The following is a 15,678-nucleotide window of genomic DNA, read 5'->3' as shown; positions in this document are numbered from 1 at the left end:
CGATGCGGCGGGTGGATCCCAGGGGTCGGGGACGTCGGATGGCCGGTACCGGTCGCGGGCGTCTGCGGGAGGCAGGAGCCGGTAGGTATATCGGCCGCCGGAGTCTTGGGTGATGTGGATCTGCTCAGGGTGAGCCGCCTTGAACCTGTTATGGAACGCGCAGGTCAGGGCGAGATTGTCGATGTCGGTGGGGCAATCGCCGAGGGCCCAGCCGGTCACGTGGTCGACTTCGCTCAGCGTTCCGGGGACTTCGCAGCCATGGACGGCGCAGGTCGGGTAGAGCGCCTCGAGAACCTGCCGCTGGCCCGCGCTGGCGAACCGGACGGTGCGACCGAGATAGAGGGGGATGCCACCGCGTCCCAGGACAAGTGCGTTCACCCCTGCGGTGAGAGCGATGCGGCGGGCTTGTTCGGCCGGGATGGGCGTGCCGTCGGTGAGCCGCGCGGGTGTCCGGCCGCCCTTGAGCGTTTCCAGGTCGCAGATGACGGTGACCTTGGTGGCCCGGTGCCCGCCCGACAGGACGTTCGTCAACGCGGCCGCCATCCGCTCGGAAAGGTCGCGGCGTTCATCGGTGCCGGCGGGTTTGGCGAGGGACGCCAGCGTCCCGTCCCAGAGGGCGGCATCTTCGGCGTTGAGCCAGCCCTTGATGAAGCGGCCACCGTCGAGGGAGCGGGTCGAGTCGATCCAGGAGCGTTCATATCCGCGACGGGAGTCCGCATCAGGGGCTTCGGTGCCATCGCGTTCGGCGATCAGGTCGGTGATCCGGTTGCCGAACGCGGCGACCTTCCCAGCAGAGAACCCCCGACCGGTGAAGTCGAGGAGGATCTCCTCGGCCGCTGCGCAGTCTTCGTCGTTCAGGCGGGTGACGGCGGCGGCGATGGTGGCGGCGTAGCCGTAGGACAGCTCACCACACGCGAGCCGTTCGGTGACCTCGGGGAGGCGGTGGCGCTCGCGGGCCAGAGCGATGCGTTCCTTGGCGCGGGCCTCACGCATGCCGAGGGATCGCAGCCAACCTCGGGTGGACGGATAGCCGAAGCGGCGCATCTCCCCGGCGGCGTCGACGCGGCCAACCAGCACGGCAAGGGCGCTTTCGTGCAGGTCGGTGGCTCGGGCCAGGGTCTCGGCGTCCCGCATGCACGCGGCCGCGGAATCGGGCGCCTCACGTTGGGCGAGTTCGGCCGCGATCACGGCCGCCGCGTCCACCAAGTCACTGGTGGACATCGACGTCACATCAATCGCCCCGGTCGAACACATGACTCAATGTTACCGAACAACTACCACCCACCATGACGGTTCACAGTGAGATTATCAAGACCCCCCAGATAGTCAGACAACCGAAACCAGGCGACGAGGCAGCGGGCCGCCCACTACTAGTGTTCTGCGCCTGAAATCTGTTGTGTAAATCTATGCTGGGTCGATGGCGAGCACGGGGCGGCCTAATACTCCAGCCGCACTTGGGATCTTGGACTGATCAGGGCTGGAACGTGAGGCGGCCACCGCTGTGATCATGTGGGCGTGTCTGAACCAGATGATCGGCGGTGGCCGTGCCCCCACTGTAATGGAGATCGACCCGGCTGCCTGGGTCGACGGGTTCAACGAATTGTTCTCGCAGGTGGCAGCGCCGTTCTTCGGGCGGCGGGAGCCGCGGCTGCGGGCCCGGGCGTATCTGCTGGGGTTGCTCGGTTCGCTGGAGCGCAAGAACGGCTGGTCGCCGGCGGAGTTCGCCGGGGACGCCACGCCGGACGGGATGCAGCGGCTGCTCAACCACGCCACGTGGGACCCCGACCAGGTACGGGATGCACTGCGGCACCAGGTCGGGGTGAACGGATCAGCTCGCTGGGCGGTGTGCTGGTGGTCGACGACACCGGGTTTTGTGACCACCCGCTGGTCCTGGCCGGCACCAAGACACGGGCCGATGCCGCCTTCGCCGCCCTGGCCCTTGAGGCCTGGCAGCGCTACTCCTGCGGCAACGGCGCCAAAGGGCCGCCGATTCCACGACTGGGCTTGGATCCACCTCGGCCCTACCGAATGGATGCTGGCTCGCCGCTCCATCTCCAACCCCACCGAGCTGGCCTTTTACCGATGCTGGGCGACCCACCCGACCGGCTTGCCCGAACTGGTGCGAATCGCGGGATCCCGGTGGAGCGTCGCAGAGTGCTTTCAGCCGACCAAGAACGAAGGTGGCCTCGACCACTACCAGCTCCGCAAGCACCTTGCCTGGCACCGGCACGTCACCCTGGCATGGTCGCCCACGCCCACCTGGCCTTCCTCACCACCAGCCCACCACCGGGCACCCGCCACCACGGCGGCCACCACAGCGGCGCGGCCAACGACGGCCCCGCCACACAGGAGCCCGGCCGGCACGGACAATCACACCCCGATGACGCAGCCGGACACAAACTCGGCGACCTGGTCCCGCTCACCGTCAACGAGATCCGCCGCATGCACGGCCACCTCCGCCAACCCCGGCACCCCGCCGAACATCGGCTCCGCTGGTCACAATGGCGACGACGGCACCAAGCCCACGCCCGACGCTGTCACTACCAACGCCAGCAACGCCTCACCGACCACTAAAACCGACTTGAACACTAAACTCACCAGGTGGGCCGTGAATGCGACCACTCTGCCACGCGCCGCCGGGCACGCGTTCGCGTCCTGCGAGAAGTGGTCCCATCGGTGCTGAGAGGATGGCGGCATGGAGCAGCGTGGCCCCGCCCACGGCATCCACCGTCACCGTCTGGCGATCGCGCCACTGTCAGATGATGAGTTGATCTCCCGCATAGAGGGCATCGAGCCATTGCCCGACGCTGATGACAACGACCCGGCCTGGCTTGAACAGGCGACATGGGACCGTGCCGAGTTCCTTCTCGCGGCTGCCGACGCGATAGGCGAGCGGCGGCTTCTACGCGCGATCGCCCCGCTGTTCCAGAAAGCACCGCTGGGGGACGCCCACGAAATGATGCGAGGGCTTCGCCATGGCCCAGAACAGGCGGCAGCCCCCAACTGGCAAGCCCTGACCGGCATCATGCGCCCACTGACCCGCCATCACCGGGCCGGGTGCCGGCGCTGGGCAGTCCGCGAGCTGGGTATCCTGCGAGATGACCAGGCACTGGATGACCTGGTGTCAGCACTGGGAGACGACCAGCCCCTGGTGCGGTCCGAGGCATGCACCAGCCTTCGCGCGCTCGCGCAAGCCATACCCGCCGCCCGCCGGCAGGTAGAGGCCCATCTTGAGACCATCGCGGAGCACGACACCTGTGCCGAGGTCCGCAGCGATGCGCAGCGGGCCATCGAAACTCTCGCCTGACCTCGCACTTTGCGGAAGCCGCATCCAGACCGGCAGCACATCTGCCGCAGGCCACAACAACGCCGCCGCCAGATTAACGCCCCTACTGCTACTGCCAGCGAAGCACGCACAGACGAGATCACTAAGTGCCGCTGGAGTACTAATGGCCGACTTGTTGATCGTCGATACCTGACGAGAAACACTCGAAGTGCCGACCGGGCCGCCAAGCATGCGCCCCGCATGGACGGAACCCCGCACGGACCCGCAGTGAAGCACCTTCCCCCGTCCGGCCGAGCCCAGCCGAAGGGACTTCAGCCGACAGAGTCCCGCACTGTGTCCACCGGCCTGTCAGTAGCCACCCCAGCCAGGCACCCACCGCAACCACACTGTTCCGGCACAAGGCGACCGCAAGCTAAAAAGCCACAGAACGCGCACCGGCAAAGTCGACTATTCGAGGTCGAGGGCACCTGACCTGATACGGGTGGAAAGGCCACGCCAAGCGGACGGGGCGAACGCCAGCACAGGTCCGTCAGCGTCCTTGGAGTCACGGACCATGACCACACGCGAGTCCTCCCACGCACCATCCAGCCCGGCGACCTCGACGCAGTCGCCACCCTGATTGTCGCTGTAGGTACTCTTCCGCCACCGAAGCCCGCTGGTCATGTCTCTCCGATCAACCCTGCGATCATGCGAACGGAATCCTCGGGCGGCAGTGCGCACGCGCGCAGGAGATCGAGTGCCAGACGGCATTCGTCGACCTCCTCCGGACACCCGATGATCTGCCCGCCCCCAAAGCCAGCAGCGTAAACGACGTCGCTCTGGTCGGGTAGGGAGTACAGGGTCACTGAGCCGTTGATCCCCGCGTGAGCACCAGCGGCGAAGGGCAGTACCTGCAGGATGATGCCCGGGGATTTGGCGGCCTCGACAAGCCATGCGAGCTGGTCCCGCATGATCTCGACTCCCCCGACCGGACGGTGGAGCACGTTCTCGTCCATCACCGCCCACAGAAGCGGCGGCTTGTCCCTGGTGAGGATCTGCTGCCGGTTCATCCTGGCGACCACGTGCCGTTCTATCTGCTCTTCGGAAGCACGTGCCGGCCCAGTACGGAGCAGGGCACGGGCGTAGTCCTCGGTTTGCAGCAGGCCCGGCACCGCTTGCGCCTCGTACTTGAGCATCGAGTCTGCGTCGGCCTCGATCTCGACGACCGGGCGGAACCACTCCAGGTAGGAGCTCTCGATCAGGCGCTTCCAGAGGCGGGCGAGTGCACCGCCCGTGCGGAGGGCCTGGTCGCTGTCCTTGATGAAGGACGGCTTCGGCGTGCGCTTTCCGGTCTCGATCATGGCGATCAGCGAGGACGACACGTAGATCGTCCGGGCGAACTGATCCTGGGTGAGGCCGGCCTGTTCCCGGTAGTAGCGCAGCTCACCGCCCCAGTAGGCGAGCGCCGCGGTCCCGGCCACGGGGGTCAAGGACTTCTTGGACGCCATCTGTGTCTCCTCACTATGGCCGCCGCGTCCTCACCCACCCGGACGTACCGTCACGGTCGATCCACGTGAGGACCATTCGCACACTCAAGGTAATCAGGCGCGTTCACTCTGTGTGGCATGAACGACATTTCCGCGGCTGAGCTTCTCCGCATCGAGGTGACCGAGCTGGCGGCCGAGCTGGCGCCGCGCCGCTTCGCCCTCTGCTGGATAGACGCCGAAGAGGATGACGGCGGTGTCCTGGGGTGGGGGTTTCAGATCGACGACGACCTGGCCGTTGTCTGCGGCACGTCCGATGGGGGTGTGCTCGCACGGTGTTCGTCCGCCGAACAGGCCGGCAGGCTGCTCTCCCGCTCGCAGGAGGTGACCGTCGTTTGGCTGGACGGCGTCCGGCACGACGAGCGGTGAGCAGCTCGCCCGCGCCGGTCGCGGACAGGCGCCTCCAGGCCGCGGGCCGCCCAGTCGCACAGGGGCATAATCGGAGCCATGCGCGTGGGGATAGCCCATCATTTCGGCTGGGCCGTGGCCGTCACGGCATCGCCCGACCACCGCGTCGTGGACCGCCGGCGGATCGAACTGATCGAGCCTGGCATGCCGACGGCGCCCATCCACCACGAAGGCGCATTTCTCGACGACGCCGCACTCGTGGAACTGGTGGATCAAGCGCGGGCGTCGGCAGCGCGGGCGACGTCGGCTTCACTGGACGAACTCGCATCCGCCCTGCAAGAACCGATCGTCTCGATCTCACTTCGAGCCTGGCCTCACGATTTCCCGCAGGACATCGCCGTCCAAAGACGCGCACCGTACGAATCCCGAGCGGACTCCGTCATGTATCGCCAGATCTTGGCCGGACTCGCACGCGCACGTGGCTGGGCCATCCATCTCTATGACGCAAAGACCGTGGAGAGCGAGGCGGCCAGAACCTTGGCTGACCGGACCGACGAGGTCCTGCACGCCCCACGGAAGACGCTCGGCCCGCCCTGGACAAAGGACCACCGAATGGCGATGGCGGCAACGATCGTCGCCGCCGCAACACCCGCTTCAGCACCGCCATGAGCGGCCCGTAGCGATCACCGCACCCCGAAGACCGCGAAGCCTGGAGTTCGGCTTGAACGGGAAGTCCCGGTGACGAATATCGGCTCCCCGCTGGTCTTCAGGATGACAGGGCCGTGGCTACGGCGGCCTGGCCGAGGCTTATGCCGCCGTCGTTGGGCGGGACGCGGTGGTGGGTCAGTACGTCGAAGCCGGCGGCGGTGAGGCCGGACACCGCGCGTTCCAGGAGGAGCATGTTCTGGAACACGCCGCCGGACAGCGCCACCGTGCCCAATCCGGTGCCGTCCCGGACGCGGGACGCGGCGTCCACGATCAGGGCGGCCACGCCGTTGTGGAACCTCGCGGCGATGAGCGGGACGGGGACGTTCGCGTCGATGTCGGCGACCACGGCACCGACCAGGTCGGCGCCGGTCACCGTGAAGTCGCCCGTACCGTTGATCGAGGCCCGGTAGGCGGCGGACTCGGAAGGGTCGGCGCGTTGCTCCAGTTCGATCGCGGCCTGTCCCTCGTAGTTGACGCGGTCGCGGATGCCGAGGACGGCGGCTACGGCGTCGAACAGGCGGCCCATGCTGGAGGTGAGCGGGGCATTGACACGGCGCTGCGCCATCGCGGCGACGGTCGCCCAGCCGGGTCGACGGGCCACCGGCAGGTCGTCCGGGACCCCGTAGGCGGCCGCCATCCGCCATGGCTCGCGGATCGCCGCCACGCCGCCCGGCATCGGAACCGGTTCCAGATGGCCTGCGCGTTCAAAGCCGTGCAGGTCGGCGACGAGGAACTCGCCGCCCCACAGCGTGCCGTCCGTCCCGAAGCCGGTGCCGTCGAACGCGACGCCGATCACCGGGCCGTCGACGCGGTTGTCGGCCAGGCACGACGCGATGTGCGCGTGGTGGTGCTGGACGGCGATCAGAGGAAGCTCTTGGCCGAGGGCGTACTTGGTCGACAGGTACTCGGGATGCGGGTCGTAGGCGAGCAGTTCCGGCGCGATGTCGAACAGCCGCCGGAAGTGGTCGATGCCTTCTTCGTAAGCGCGGAGGGTCTCGTAGTTCTCCAGGTCGCCGATGTGGTGGGAGATGAACGCGCGGCCGTCGCGGGTCAGGCAGAACGTGTTCTTGAGCTCGGCGCCGCATGCCAGAACGGATCGTCCGCGCGCGATCGGCACGGGTTCCGGCGCGTACCCGCGGGAGCGCCGGACCGGAAGGGGGCGGCCGCGGAAGGCGCGCACCACCGAGTCGTCGGTGCGGGTCTGGATCGGGCGGTCGTGGAGCAGGAACGCGTCGGCGATGCCGCCGAGCCGTTCGCGGGCGTCACGGTCCTGGTAGGCGATCGGCTCGTCGGAGACGTTGCCGCTGGTCAGAACGAGCGGTTCGGTGACGAGCAGGTGGTGCAGCGGGGTGTACGGCAGCATGAGGCCGACGAATTCGTTCCCTGGAGCGACGGCATCGGCCAGCGGCGCGTCCGGGCGGCGGCGGGCCAGGACGATCGGTCGCCGAGGGCCGGTGAGCAGCGCCTCTTCGGTTTCGTCGAGAAGGCAGATCGCACGGGCCGCTGCCAGGTCGGCGACCATGACGGCGAACGGCTTGTCCTCGCGGTGCTTGCGTGAGCGCAGCGCGGCCACCGCGTCCGCGTCCGCCGCCCGTGCCGCGAGGTGGTAGCCGCCCACTCCCTTGACGGCGAGGACCGCACCGTCCGCGAGCATCGCCCGAGCTGCCGCGAGTGGATCAGCCACCGCGTCGGCCACCGGCGGGCCGGTCGGCGAGCCTGCCGAGGCCGCCGCTGACGTGGACGGGCGGCCAGGGGGCGAGGTCGGGGACGAGGGCGAGGCCGGCCGTGCCGGGAGCAGGGAGAGGGACGGGCCGCAGGCCGGGCAGCACAACGGCTGGGCGTGGAAGCGGCGGTCGGCCGGGTCCGCGTACTCGGCGGCGCACGGCCCGCACATCGCGAACCCCGCCATGGTCGTGTTGGGACGGTCGTAGGGCACGTCCGTCACGATCGTGAAGCGCGGCCCGCAGTTCGTGCAGTTGATGAACGGATACCCGTGCCGCCGGTCGGCCGGGTCGCGGAGTTCGCGCAGGCAGTCGTCGCAGGTCGCGGAGTCCCAGGAGACCAGCGCCCGGCGCTCCCCCGCCGCGTCGCTGCGGACGATCGCGAACCCGTCCCGTCCGCGCGCGTCCAGCTCCCGGGTGGTGAGGCGTTCGACGACGGCGAGCCGGGGCGGATCCGCGCGCAGGCCGTCCAGGAACCGCCCGACCGTTTCGGGCGCCCCCTCCACCTCGATGAACACGCCGCCCGCGTCGTTGCCGACGAGCCCGGACAGCCCCAGGCCGGTCGCGAGCCCGTGCACGAACGGGCGGAACCCGACGCCCTGCACGACCCCCTCGACACGGACGCCGACCCGGACGTCCACTCCGCCATTCTGCCCAGCCGGGGCGCGCGGACCGGGAAGGCCGCCGCCGCGCGTGTCTCAGGGGCCGGCGACTCCGGCCAGGCGGGAGGCCAGGTCGCGTAGTTCCTGGTCCTCGGCGAAGGCGCGCCAGCCGGTGGCCCAGTGGTGCCGGCGGTCGGAGGCGAGGATCGCGCGTGCCGCCGTCTGGAGGCCCGGGTACCCGGATCTGATCTCCGTGAGATGGCGCGCGGCCGCCCATCTCACCGGCCGGTAGCGGCCCGCGGCCAGTTCGTGGATCTCCCGGGCCAGCGCCGCCGACGCGGCCTCGGCGTCACCCGTCACGGCGTAGTACGCGTGTGCGGCCTCAACCCTCGTCCAGTCGTCGCGGACGTCGAGGAGCGGGCGCAGCCGGGCGGCGTGATGAGCGGCGAGCGGCCCGAGGTCGGCGACGTATCCCAGCAGACCGGCGGCGCCGCGGTCTTCGATCAGGGTTTCCGTGACGGCGAGCAGGGGGTCCGGGTCGCCGATCACCTTCCAGAGCGCCCACGGCAGGACGACGCTCGACCGGCGGTCGCCCGACGCGCGCGGCGCGGACAGGGGCGGGGCGGCGGCCTCCGCGGGCGGGCCGATGGCGGCGATGGCCCTCGCGGCACGGACGGCCGCGTCCGTGTCCAGGAGCCGGATCAGCTCGGGAACGGCGGGCGCCGCCGCCGGTCCCCACTGTTCGAGCACGTCCGCGAAGCCGGCGGCCATGCCGGGCTCCCCGAGACGCGCCCGGATCGGAGGGAGCAGGGTGTCGGCGTACCCGCCGAGCGGTGCCAGCACATGACGCATCGACGGAGGGCTCGTGCCGAAGGGGCCGGAGGGGCCGGAGACCACGTCGACGACGGAGACGTCGCCGCCGAGCCGGTCGACGAGATACGGCAGGCAGCGCGGGTCCCGCCGGCGGGCCAGGCCCCAGGCGGCGAGGTCGGCGATGCGCTCTCTCCCGTCGTGGGCGAGGGGCGCCGTGTCGTCCAGCCGCGCGGCGAGCAGGTCGGCGTCGCCCTCGTCGAGTGCTGCGAGCAGGTGGGTCGCGTAGGCGCGGACCGCCGATGACGGATCGGTCGCCCGTTCGGCCAGGGCGGGCAGGAGCGTTCGAGCCGGTGAGCGCCATGCGCTGAGGAGGCCGGCGGCGATGCGGGCGGCCCCGATCCGCCGGTCGGCGTCTCCGGCTCCGATGAACGTGGCCGCCAGCTCGGTACGCGCGGCGACCCCGTGAGCGGACGACCCGCCGGTGCGGCCGGTGACGTTGGTAGAGCCGGTGGCGCCGGTGAGCCTGGTGTCGAACCAGCCGAGGAGGCGGGACGCGCCGCCGCCGTAGAACTCGGCGAGGTCCGGGGAGGCGGCCCCGACCCACGGCACGTCCCGCCAGACCGCGACGTCGCCGCTGACGGCGTCCACGAGCACGCCGAGGTCGGGACGCTGCGCGGCGACGGCCTCCGCCAGCGCGATCTCGGCGGCCGCCCGGATCTGCGCGTCCTGGTGACCGCGCAGGTCCCGGAGCCAGCCGAGCGCCTCCGGCAGCACCCCCGCGGTGCAGCCGCCCGCGAGCTCCCCCGCCGCGAGGACGATCCCGATCCGTACCGCCCTGTCGCTCTCGGCCGCCCAGCGTGCGCGCAACGCGGGCACGACGCTGTCGGCGTCGCCGATCGCCGCGGACAGCGTGCTGGTCAGCTCACGCCGCACCGCCACGTCGGGATCGGCGAGCAGCGCGAGAACACCGGGCAGGGCCGCCGCCCAGGCCCCCGGCCAGTCGCCGTCGACGTGCGAGCGGTCGTCGTGCCTGGACGGGGTGTTCGCCTCGTGGACGAGCCGTCCGATCAGCTCCAGAACCCCCGGCCGCACCGCGATCGCGGGCGATGCGGCCATGGCGGTCAGGTACGGCAGCGCCGCGGTCGCCGCGGAGCAGACGAAGCCGCCCTGGTGGAAGATCTTGACGTCGAGGTCGTCCAGCGCGTCGCCGGGGTCGGGGCCCTCCGCGATGCCGCGCAGGAGTCCGGGGACGTCGCCGGCCGAGCCGTAGGCGTGCCGGAGGGCCGTCCAGTCGATCCGGTCCAGGCCCCGCAGCGGTGTCACAGTCGGGAGATCATTCCACGTTCCCGGTGTAGGCGTCGATGGTGCGGTCCGCGCACTCCCGGGCCACGGACTCGTCGGCGCCGGACGCGATGTGCGCCTCCCGCCACGCCTCGCCGCTCTGCCGCGTGAACTCCTTGCCCTCGTCCGACATCGCCCACTCCTGCCCGTCCCCCGAGGGGGCGCCCCCGGACGACAGGTGCAGGGCGAGGCCGAGGAGCCCCTGGTCCCAGCCGATGCCGACGGCGCCGGGTCCGAACTGCCGCCACATGTCGTCGTCGACGTGGGCGATGTGCTCCAGTTCGAAGCGCGCCCCGCCGTCCGGCCCGGGGGCCAGCCGCACCTCGATCCAGCTGGTCTGGCCGCCGTACTCCCACGTCGCGAAGAAGCTCTTGGGCGGGTCGCAGCGTTCGATCGTCCCGCTCGCGTTGCCCTCCAGCTCGTAGCGGCCGCCGAGCTTCAGGTCGCCGGAGACGGGCAGGAACCAGCGCCTGATGCGCTCGGGGTCGGTGACCGCGTTCCACAGGTCCTCGACGTCGGTGTCGTAGACCTGGCTCACCGTCAGGGTCCGTGCGGTGCCGGCCTCCAGGACCCGCTCACCGACCCGGCGCCGCACCGCGTTGATCTGCCCCGTCGCTACGATCATGACTCGCTCCCTGCTGCTTCCTGTCCGGAGGCTTCTTGTCCGGCTGGTCCGCTTGACTGCTCGCCTGGCGACCCGGCGGGTGATCGCCGGTTCAGGCGGCGTGCGCGCTTGCCACGGGCGATCTCCGTCGCCAGTGCGTCCAGATGCGGTGTCCAGGACGAGCGGAAGCGGTCGAGCCACGCGTCGATCTCGCGCAGCGGCGCGGAGTCGACGGCGTACAGGCGCCGGGTCCCTTCCGCGCGCACGACCGCGAACCCGCTGTCCCGCAGCACCTTCAGATGCTGCGAGACCGCGGGCTGCGAGATCCCGAACTCCTCCCGGATGACGCCCGTGACCTCCCCGGAGGACCGCTCGCCGTCGGCGAGCAGCTCCAGGATCCTGCGTCGGACCGGGTCGCCCAGCACATCGAATGCGCGCACGGGACCAAACTACAGCCTCGGCTTATATAAGCCAAGTCTTAAGAAGCTAGCGACCGCTCGCGGACAGGAGCTCCTCGAAGGGGACCGGGGTGTCGTGCGGGTCGGGCTTCGCCGGGGCGGGACGGGCGTCGATCAATGCCGCGAACTCGGTGCCGGCCCGGGTGATCCGCTCCACCAGGTCGCCTGCGGGCCCCTCGGCGCCGCCGCCCCAGTCCGCGGACGCCGCGTAGACGGCGGTCGGGGCGACGGTGGCGCGCAGGTAGGCGAACAGCGGGCGCATGGCGTAGTCGATGGCCAGGGAGTGCCGCTCGGTGCCGCCGGTCGCGCCGAGCAGCACCGGCCTGCCGTCCAGGGAGTCGCGTTCGAGAACGTCGAAGAACGTCTTGAACAGACCGCTGTAGGAGGCGTTGAAGACGGGCGTCACGGCGATGAGGCCGTCGGCGCCCGCGACCGCCTCGACGGCGGCGCGGAACGTCCCGCCCGGGAAGCCGGTGAGGGCCGCGTCGACCATCGCGTGCGCGTGGTCGCGCAGCTCGACCGTCTCCACGGTGACGTCCGGGCCGAGCGCGTCCGCCGTCGCCGCGGCCAGCCGGTCCGCGAGGAGCCGGGTGGACGACGGCTGCCCGAGCCCGGCGGAGATCACTGCGAGGGTGGTCATCGAACCTCCTCGACGGCGGCCACGCGGGCGGCGTGGGTCGGGGCGGTCGCGGGGACGTGCGCCGGGCGCAGCGCCTCGAACTCCTTGCGCAGCACGGGGACGACCTCCTCCCCCAGCATGTCGATCTGCTCCAGGACGGTTTTCAGCGGCAACCCCGCGTGGTCCATCAGGAACAGCTGGCGCTGGTAGTCGCCGAAGTGGTCGCGGAACGTCAGCGTCTTCTCGATGACCTGCTGCGGGCTTCCCACGGTGAGGGGCGTCTCGGCGGTGAACTCCTCCAGGGAGGGACCGTGCCCGTACACCGGGGCGTTGTCGAAGTAGGGACGGAACTCGCGGACGGCGTCCTGGGAGTTCCTCCGCATGAACACCTGTCCGCCGAGGCCGATGATCGCCTGGTCCGCGGACCCGTGGCCGTAGTGCTCGTAGCGCTGCCGGTACAGGCCGATCAGCCGCTGGAAGTGCCGCTTGGGCCAGAAGATGTGGTTGGCGAAGAAGCCGTCGCCGTAGTAGGCGGCCTGCTCGGCGATCTCGGGGCTGCGGATCGAGCCGTGCCAGACGAACGGCGGGACCCCGTCCAGCGGACGCGGCGTCGAGGTGAACGACTGGAGCGGCGTGCGGAACCTGCCCTCCCAGTCGACGACGTCCTCGCGCCAGAGCCGGTGCAGCAGGTGGTAGTTCTCGACGGCGAGCGGGATGCCGTCGCGGATGTCCTTGCCGAACCAGGGGTAGACGGGGGCGGTGTTGCCGCGTCCCATCATGACGTCCACCCGGCCGCCGGCCAGGTACTGGAGCATCGCGAAGTCCTCGGCGATCTTCACCGGGTCGTTGGTGGTGATCAGCGTCGTCGCGGTGGAGAGGACCAGCCGCTCGGTGCGCGCCGCGATGTAGCCGAGCATCGTCGTCGGGGAGGACGGCACGAACGGCGGGTTGTGGTGCTCGCCGGTCGCGAAGACGTCCAGCCCCGCCTCTTCGGCCTTCTCCGCGATGGCGACCATCGCCCGGATCCGCTCGGCCTCGGACGGCGCGCGCCCCGTCGTCGGGTCGGGCGTGACGTCGCCGACCGAGAAGATTCCGAACTGCATGCCGGCCTCCCAGGTAGTAGAATCTTCAACTATTCTACCGAACCGCGCGGACCGGGAACGTATTCCCGAGGTCAGCACGCACTCCCGAGGTCAGCGTATTCCCGAGGTCAGCAGGCAGCGCGCTCCGATCCGACTCCCGCAGGCGGCGGGGTGCGAGGGAACCCGGGTCAGGCGCGGGCGTCGGCGGAGGCGTCGGCAGGGACGTCGTCGGGGGCGCCCTCGGAAGCGCGGACCGCCTGGATCTCCAGGGCGATCGTGACCTCGTCGCCGAGCATCACCTTGTCGCCCTGGAGCGGGACGTTGAACTCGATGCCGAAGTCGCGGCGGCTGATGGCGGCGGTCGCGGTGAAGCCCGCGCGGGTGCCGCCCCACGGGTCGGGACCGACGCCGTGGAACTCGGTCAGCAGCCGCACGGGACGGGTGACGTCCCTGATCGTCAACTCCCCGTCCAGGTGGTACCGGGGGCTGCGGGCGCGGCGGCCGACTGTGGCACGTTCCACACTCGTCGCCGTGAACGTCATGACCGGATGACGGGCCACGTCGAGGAAGTCCGGCGAGCGGACGTGCTCGTCCCGGTCGGCGTTGCGGGTGTCGATGGAGGCCATCTGGATCTCGGCGCGGGCGCGGGAGTCGATGGGGTCCTCCCCGATCTCGACCTCGCCCCCGAAGTCGGGGAACGTGCCGCGAACCGTGGTCATCAGGTGCCGGATCGTGAACGTGATCTCGGAGTGGACCGGGTCGATGGTCCAGCGACCGGCCTCGAGGTCGGACACCTCGGCGCCCATGTCTATCCCCCCAAAAATGTGACAACCAGGAAAAACTACCTCAAATCACACCTGGTCTGATCCGCCGCATCGGGGGAATGCTGGTCGCATGATCCAGGAGGGGCCGTACGGCCCGGCACCAGGCGCGGAGGCGGGGCGCGGGCATCATGATCGGTGATCATGTCCTGGCCGGATACGTGGGCGACGCGGGCGGCAGGGAGGCCGTCGACCTGGCGGCCGCGATCGTCGCGCTGACCGGCGGGCGCCTGAGCGTGGCGAACGTCCACCCCCCGGGCCTCCCGGCGGCGGCGGGCGAGGCCCGCGCCATGCTGGAGCAGGTGCCCGACCTCCTGGACGGCCGGCCCGCGGACCTGCTCGTCCAGGAGGGACGCAGCGTCGCCCGCGGGCTCACCGTCCTCGCCAGCCGGATCGGCGCCGACATGATCGTCGTCGGCTCCCCGGAGGGCGGGGCCCGCGGCCGCATCGGCGTCGGCGCCGCCGCCGACCACCTGCTGCACTCGGCGACCGAGGCCGTGATGCTCGCCCCGTCCGGGTACACGCCGCCCGACGACCTGGGCCGCATCACGGTCATGTACGTCCGGCGGCCGCAGTGCGACGAGGCCATCGTCCGCGCGGCGCAGGCCGCCGAGCGCCTGGAGGTCCCCCTCCGCCTGGTCACGCTGGCCATCGGCGACGTCGGCGGGGACGACGCCGCCGAACGGCTCCGCGACGACCTGGCCCTCGCCATCCGGCTCGCCCTGGACTCCTCCGACCTCCTCCCCGAGGACGTCTCCGCCGACCTCGCCGAGGGCGACGACGTCGCCGACTCCCTGGACGACATCGACTGGCTCGAGGACGAGATCCTGGTGTGCGCGTCCAGCGAGGACGCCGCCGCCCATCGCGTCTTCCTGGGCGAGGTCGCCCTCAAGGTGCTGCGCGCCGCACCGTGCCCGGTGACCGTCCTGCCCAGGGGCTACTTCTGAGTGGTCCGTTTTGACCGGTTTCCCGGAACAGGTTGCCGCCCACCTTTTACCTCCGCTACATTCCATCGAGATCTGAACGTGACCTTGGAACGAGGCAAGTTCCGTCCCCCTCGGTCGGGCTCGACCCTGCCCGGATGAGCGCGGCGGCAGGGAGCGTAATGGACCCGATCGGCAAGCAACTGCTCGACATCGCCAAGAAGGAACTCGGTTACACCGAGAAGGGCGACGGCTACACCAAGTTCGGCAACTGGTGGACCGAGAACGTCGACGGCGACAAGAACGACTACTTCAAGACGGCCCCCTGGTGCGACATGTTCCTCGCCTGGGCCGCCGACAAGGCAGACGTCACCGAGCAGGCCGGGCAGTTCGCCGCCACCGTCGACCACGCCAAGTGGTTCGAGAAGCACGACGCCTGGGGCGACGAGCCCGAGCCAGGCGCCATCGTCTTCTACGACTGGAACGGCTCCGGGGACATCGACCAGATCGACCACGTCGGCATCGTCGAGAAGGTGGACGGCAAGACCCTCCACACCATCGAGGGCAACGCCGACGGCTACAAGCTCATGCGCAAGACCCGCGACATGGACTCCGTCGTGGGGTTCGGCTACCCGTCCAAGGTCAAGGTCGAGGCCAAGTACACCCCCAAGCACGCCGCCCCTCCCCCCACCGTCGACAAGGTCGGCGACCGCACCACCTCGACCAACACCCGTGAGGTCGAGCACGTCGCCCCCGACCAGCTCTCCGACCGGCTCCCCAGCCAGGAGGTCGTCCTCGGCGGCATCCTCGCCTTCGTCCTGTGCGGCAC

At 70.4% G+C, this 15,678-nt stretch carries 15 protein-coding genes; 5 read left to right on the top strand and 10 right to left on the bottom strand.

Features of this window, described 5'->3' with window-relative positions:
* A partial coding sequence (locus E1281_RS25710) for an HNH endonuclease signature motif containing protein (RefSeq protein WP_131882241.1) occupies positions 1 to 1,254 on the bottom strand: 1,254 nt, incomplete at its 3' end.
* Between the two features lie 1,441 nt (positions 1,255 to 2,695).
* Between E1281_RS25710 and E1281_RS25695 the strand changes: the two genes are divergently transcribed.
* Entirely contained in the window at positions 2,696 to 3,307 is a 612-nt protein-coding gene (locus E1281_RS25695; protein WP_131882239.1) for a HEAT repeat domain-containing protein, read from the top strand.
* A gap of 426 nt (positions 3,308 to 3,733) precedes the next feature.
* Here E1281_RS25695 and E1281_RS25690 read toward each other — a convergent pair whose 3' ends face one another.
* Positions 3,734 to 3,949 carry a DUF397 domain-containing protein gene (locus E1281_RS25690; protein WP_207943483.1) on the bottom strand — a complete coding sequence of 72 codons (216 nt, stop codon included), beginning with the start codon at positions 3,947 to 3,949 and terminating at the stop codon, positions 3,734 to 3,736.
* Entirely contained in the window at positions 3,946 to 4,773 is an 828-nt protein-coding gene (locus E1281_RS25685) for a helix-turn-helix transcriptional regulator (protein WP_131882237.1), read from the bottom strand. Before E1281_RS25685 ends, E1281_RS25690 begins: the two co-directional genes overlap by 4 nt.
* A 117-nt stretch (positions 4,774 to 4,890) precedes the next feature.
* Between E1281_RS25685 and E1281_RS25680 the strand changes: the two genes are divergently transcribed.
* Positions 4,891 to 5,178, top strand: coding sequence for a hypothetical protein (locus tag E1281_RS25680; protein WP_131882236.1), 288 nt, complete (start codon positions 4,891 to 4,893; stop codon positions 5,176 to 5,178).
* A 78-nt stretch (positions 5,179 to 5,256) separates the two neighbouring features.
* Positions 5,257 to 5,826 (top strand): hypothetical protein, encoded by a 570-nt coding sequence (locus tag E1281_RS25675; protein ID WP_131882235.1) that lies wholly within the window; start codon positions 5,257 to 5,259, stop codon positions 5,824 to 5,826.
* A 97-nt stretch (positions 5,827 to 5,923) separates the two neighbouring features.
* On the opposite strand, the gene hypF is transcribed toward E1281_RS25675, so the two are convergent.
* The 7 genes from hypF to E1281_RS25640 form a co-directional block, all read right to left on the bottom strand.
* Positions 5,924 to 8,227 (bottom strand): carbamoyltransferase HypF, encoded by a 2,304-nt coding sequence (gene hypF / locus E1281_RS25670; protein ID WP_131882234.1) that lies wholly within the window; start codon positions 8,225 to 8,227, stop codon positions 5,924 to 5,926.
* A gap of 57 nt (positions 8,228 to 8,284) precedes the next feature.
* Positions 8,285 to 10,324, bottom strand: coding sequence for a HEAT repeat domain-containing protein (locus tag E1281_RS25665; RefSeq protein WP_131882233.1), 2,040 nt, complete (start codon positions 10,322 to 10,324; stop codon positions 8,285 to 8,287).
* 10 nt (positions 10,325 to 10,334) lie between these two features.
* Positions 10,335 to 10,967, bottom strand: a complete 633-nt coding sequence (locus E1281_RS25660; RefSeq protein WP_131882232.1) for an SRPBCC family protein — start codon at positions 10,965 to 10,967, stop codon at positions 10,335 to 10,337.
* Positions 10,964 to 11,386, bottom strand: a complete 423-nt coding sequence (locus E1281_RS25655) for a metalloregulator ArsR/SmtB family transcription factor (protein ID WP_131882231.1) — start codon at positions 11,384 to 11,386, stop codon at positions 10,964 to 10,966. The genes E1281_RS25660 and E1281_RS25655 overlap by 4 nt, the downstream gene beginning before the upstream one ends.
* 46 nt (positions 11,387 to 11,432) lie before the next feature.
* Positions 11,433 to 12,044 (bottom strand): FMN reductase, encoded by a 612-nt coding sequence (locus E1281_RS25650; protein ID WP_131882230.1) that lies wholly within the window; start codon positions 12,042 to 12,044, stop codon positions 11,433 to 11,435.
* Positions 12,041 to 13,126 carry an LLM class flavin-dependent oxidoreductase gene (locus E1281_RS25645; protein WP_131882229.1) on the bottom strand — a complete coding sequence of 362 codons (1,086 nt, stop codon included), beginning with the start codon at positions 13,124 to 13,126 and terminating at the stop codon, positions 12,041 to 12,043. The genes E1281_RS25650 and E1281_RS25645 overlap by 4 nt, the downstream gene beginning before the upstream one ends.
* Before the next feature lie 167 nt (positions 13,127 to 13,293).
* Positions 13,294 to 13,911 (bottom strand): YceI family protein, encoded by a 618-nt coding sequence (locus E1281_RS25640; protein WP_131882228.1) that lies wholly within the window; start codon positions 13,909 to 13,911, stop codon positions 13,294 to 13,296.
* 146 nt (positions 13,912 to 14,057) lie between these two features.
* On the opposite strand from E1281_RS25640, the gene E1281_RS25635 reads away from it, so the two are divergent.
* Positions 14,058 to 14,873: a universal stress protein gene (locus E1281_RS25635; protein WP_131882227.1), complete on the top strand. Its 816-nt coding sequence runs from the start codon at positions 14,058 to 14,060 to the stop codon at positions 14,871 to 14,873.
* Between the two features lie 158 nt (positions 14,874 to 15,031).
* Positions 15,032 to 15,678 (top strand): CHAP domain-containing protein (locus E1281_RS25630; RefSeq protein WP_131882226.1); only part of this gene is annotated, 647 nt, incomplete at its 3' end.

The sequence above is a fragment of the Actinomadura sp. KC345 genome (genome assembly GCF_004348515.1).
Classification (GTDB): Bacteria; Actinomycetota; Actinomycetes; order Streptosporangiales; family Streptosporangiaceae; genus Spirillospora.
Note: the sequence above shows the minus strand (reverse complement) of the source record. Positions and strands in the feature narration are given on the sequence as shown.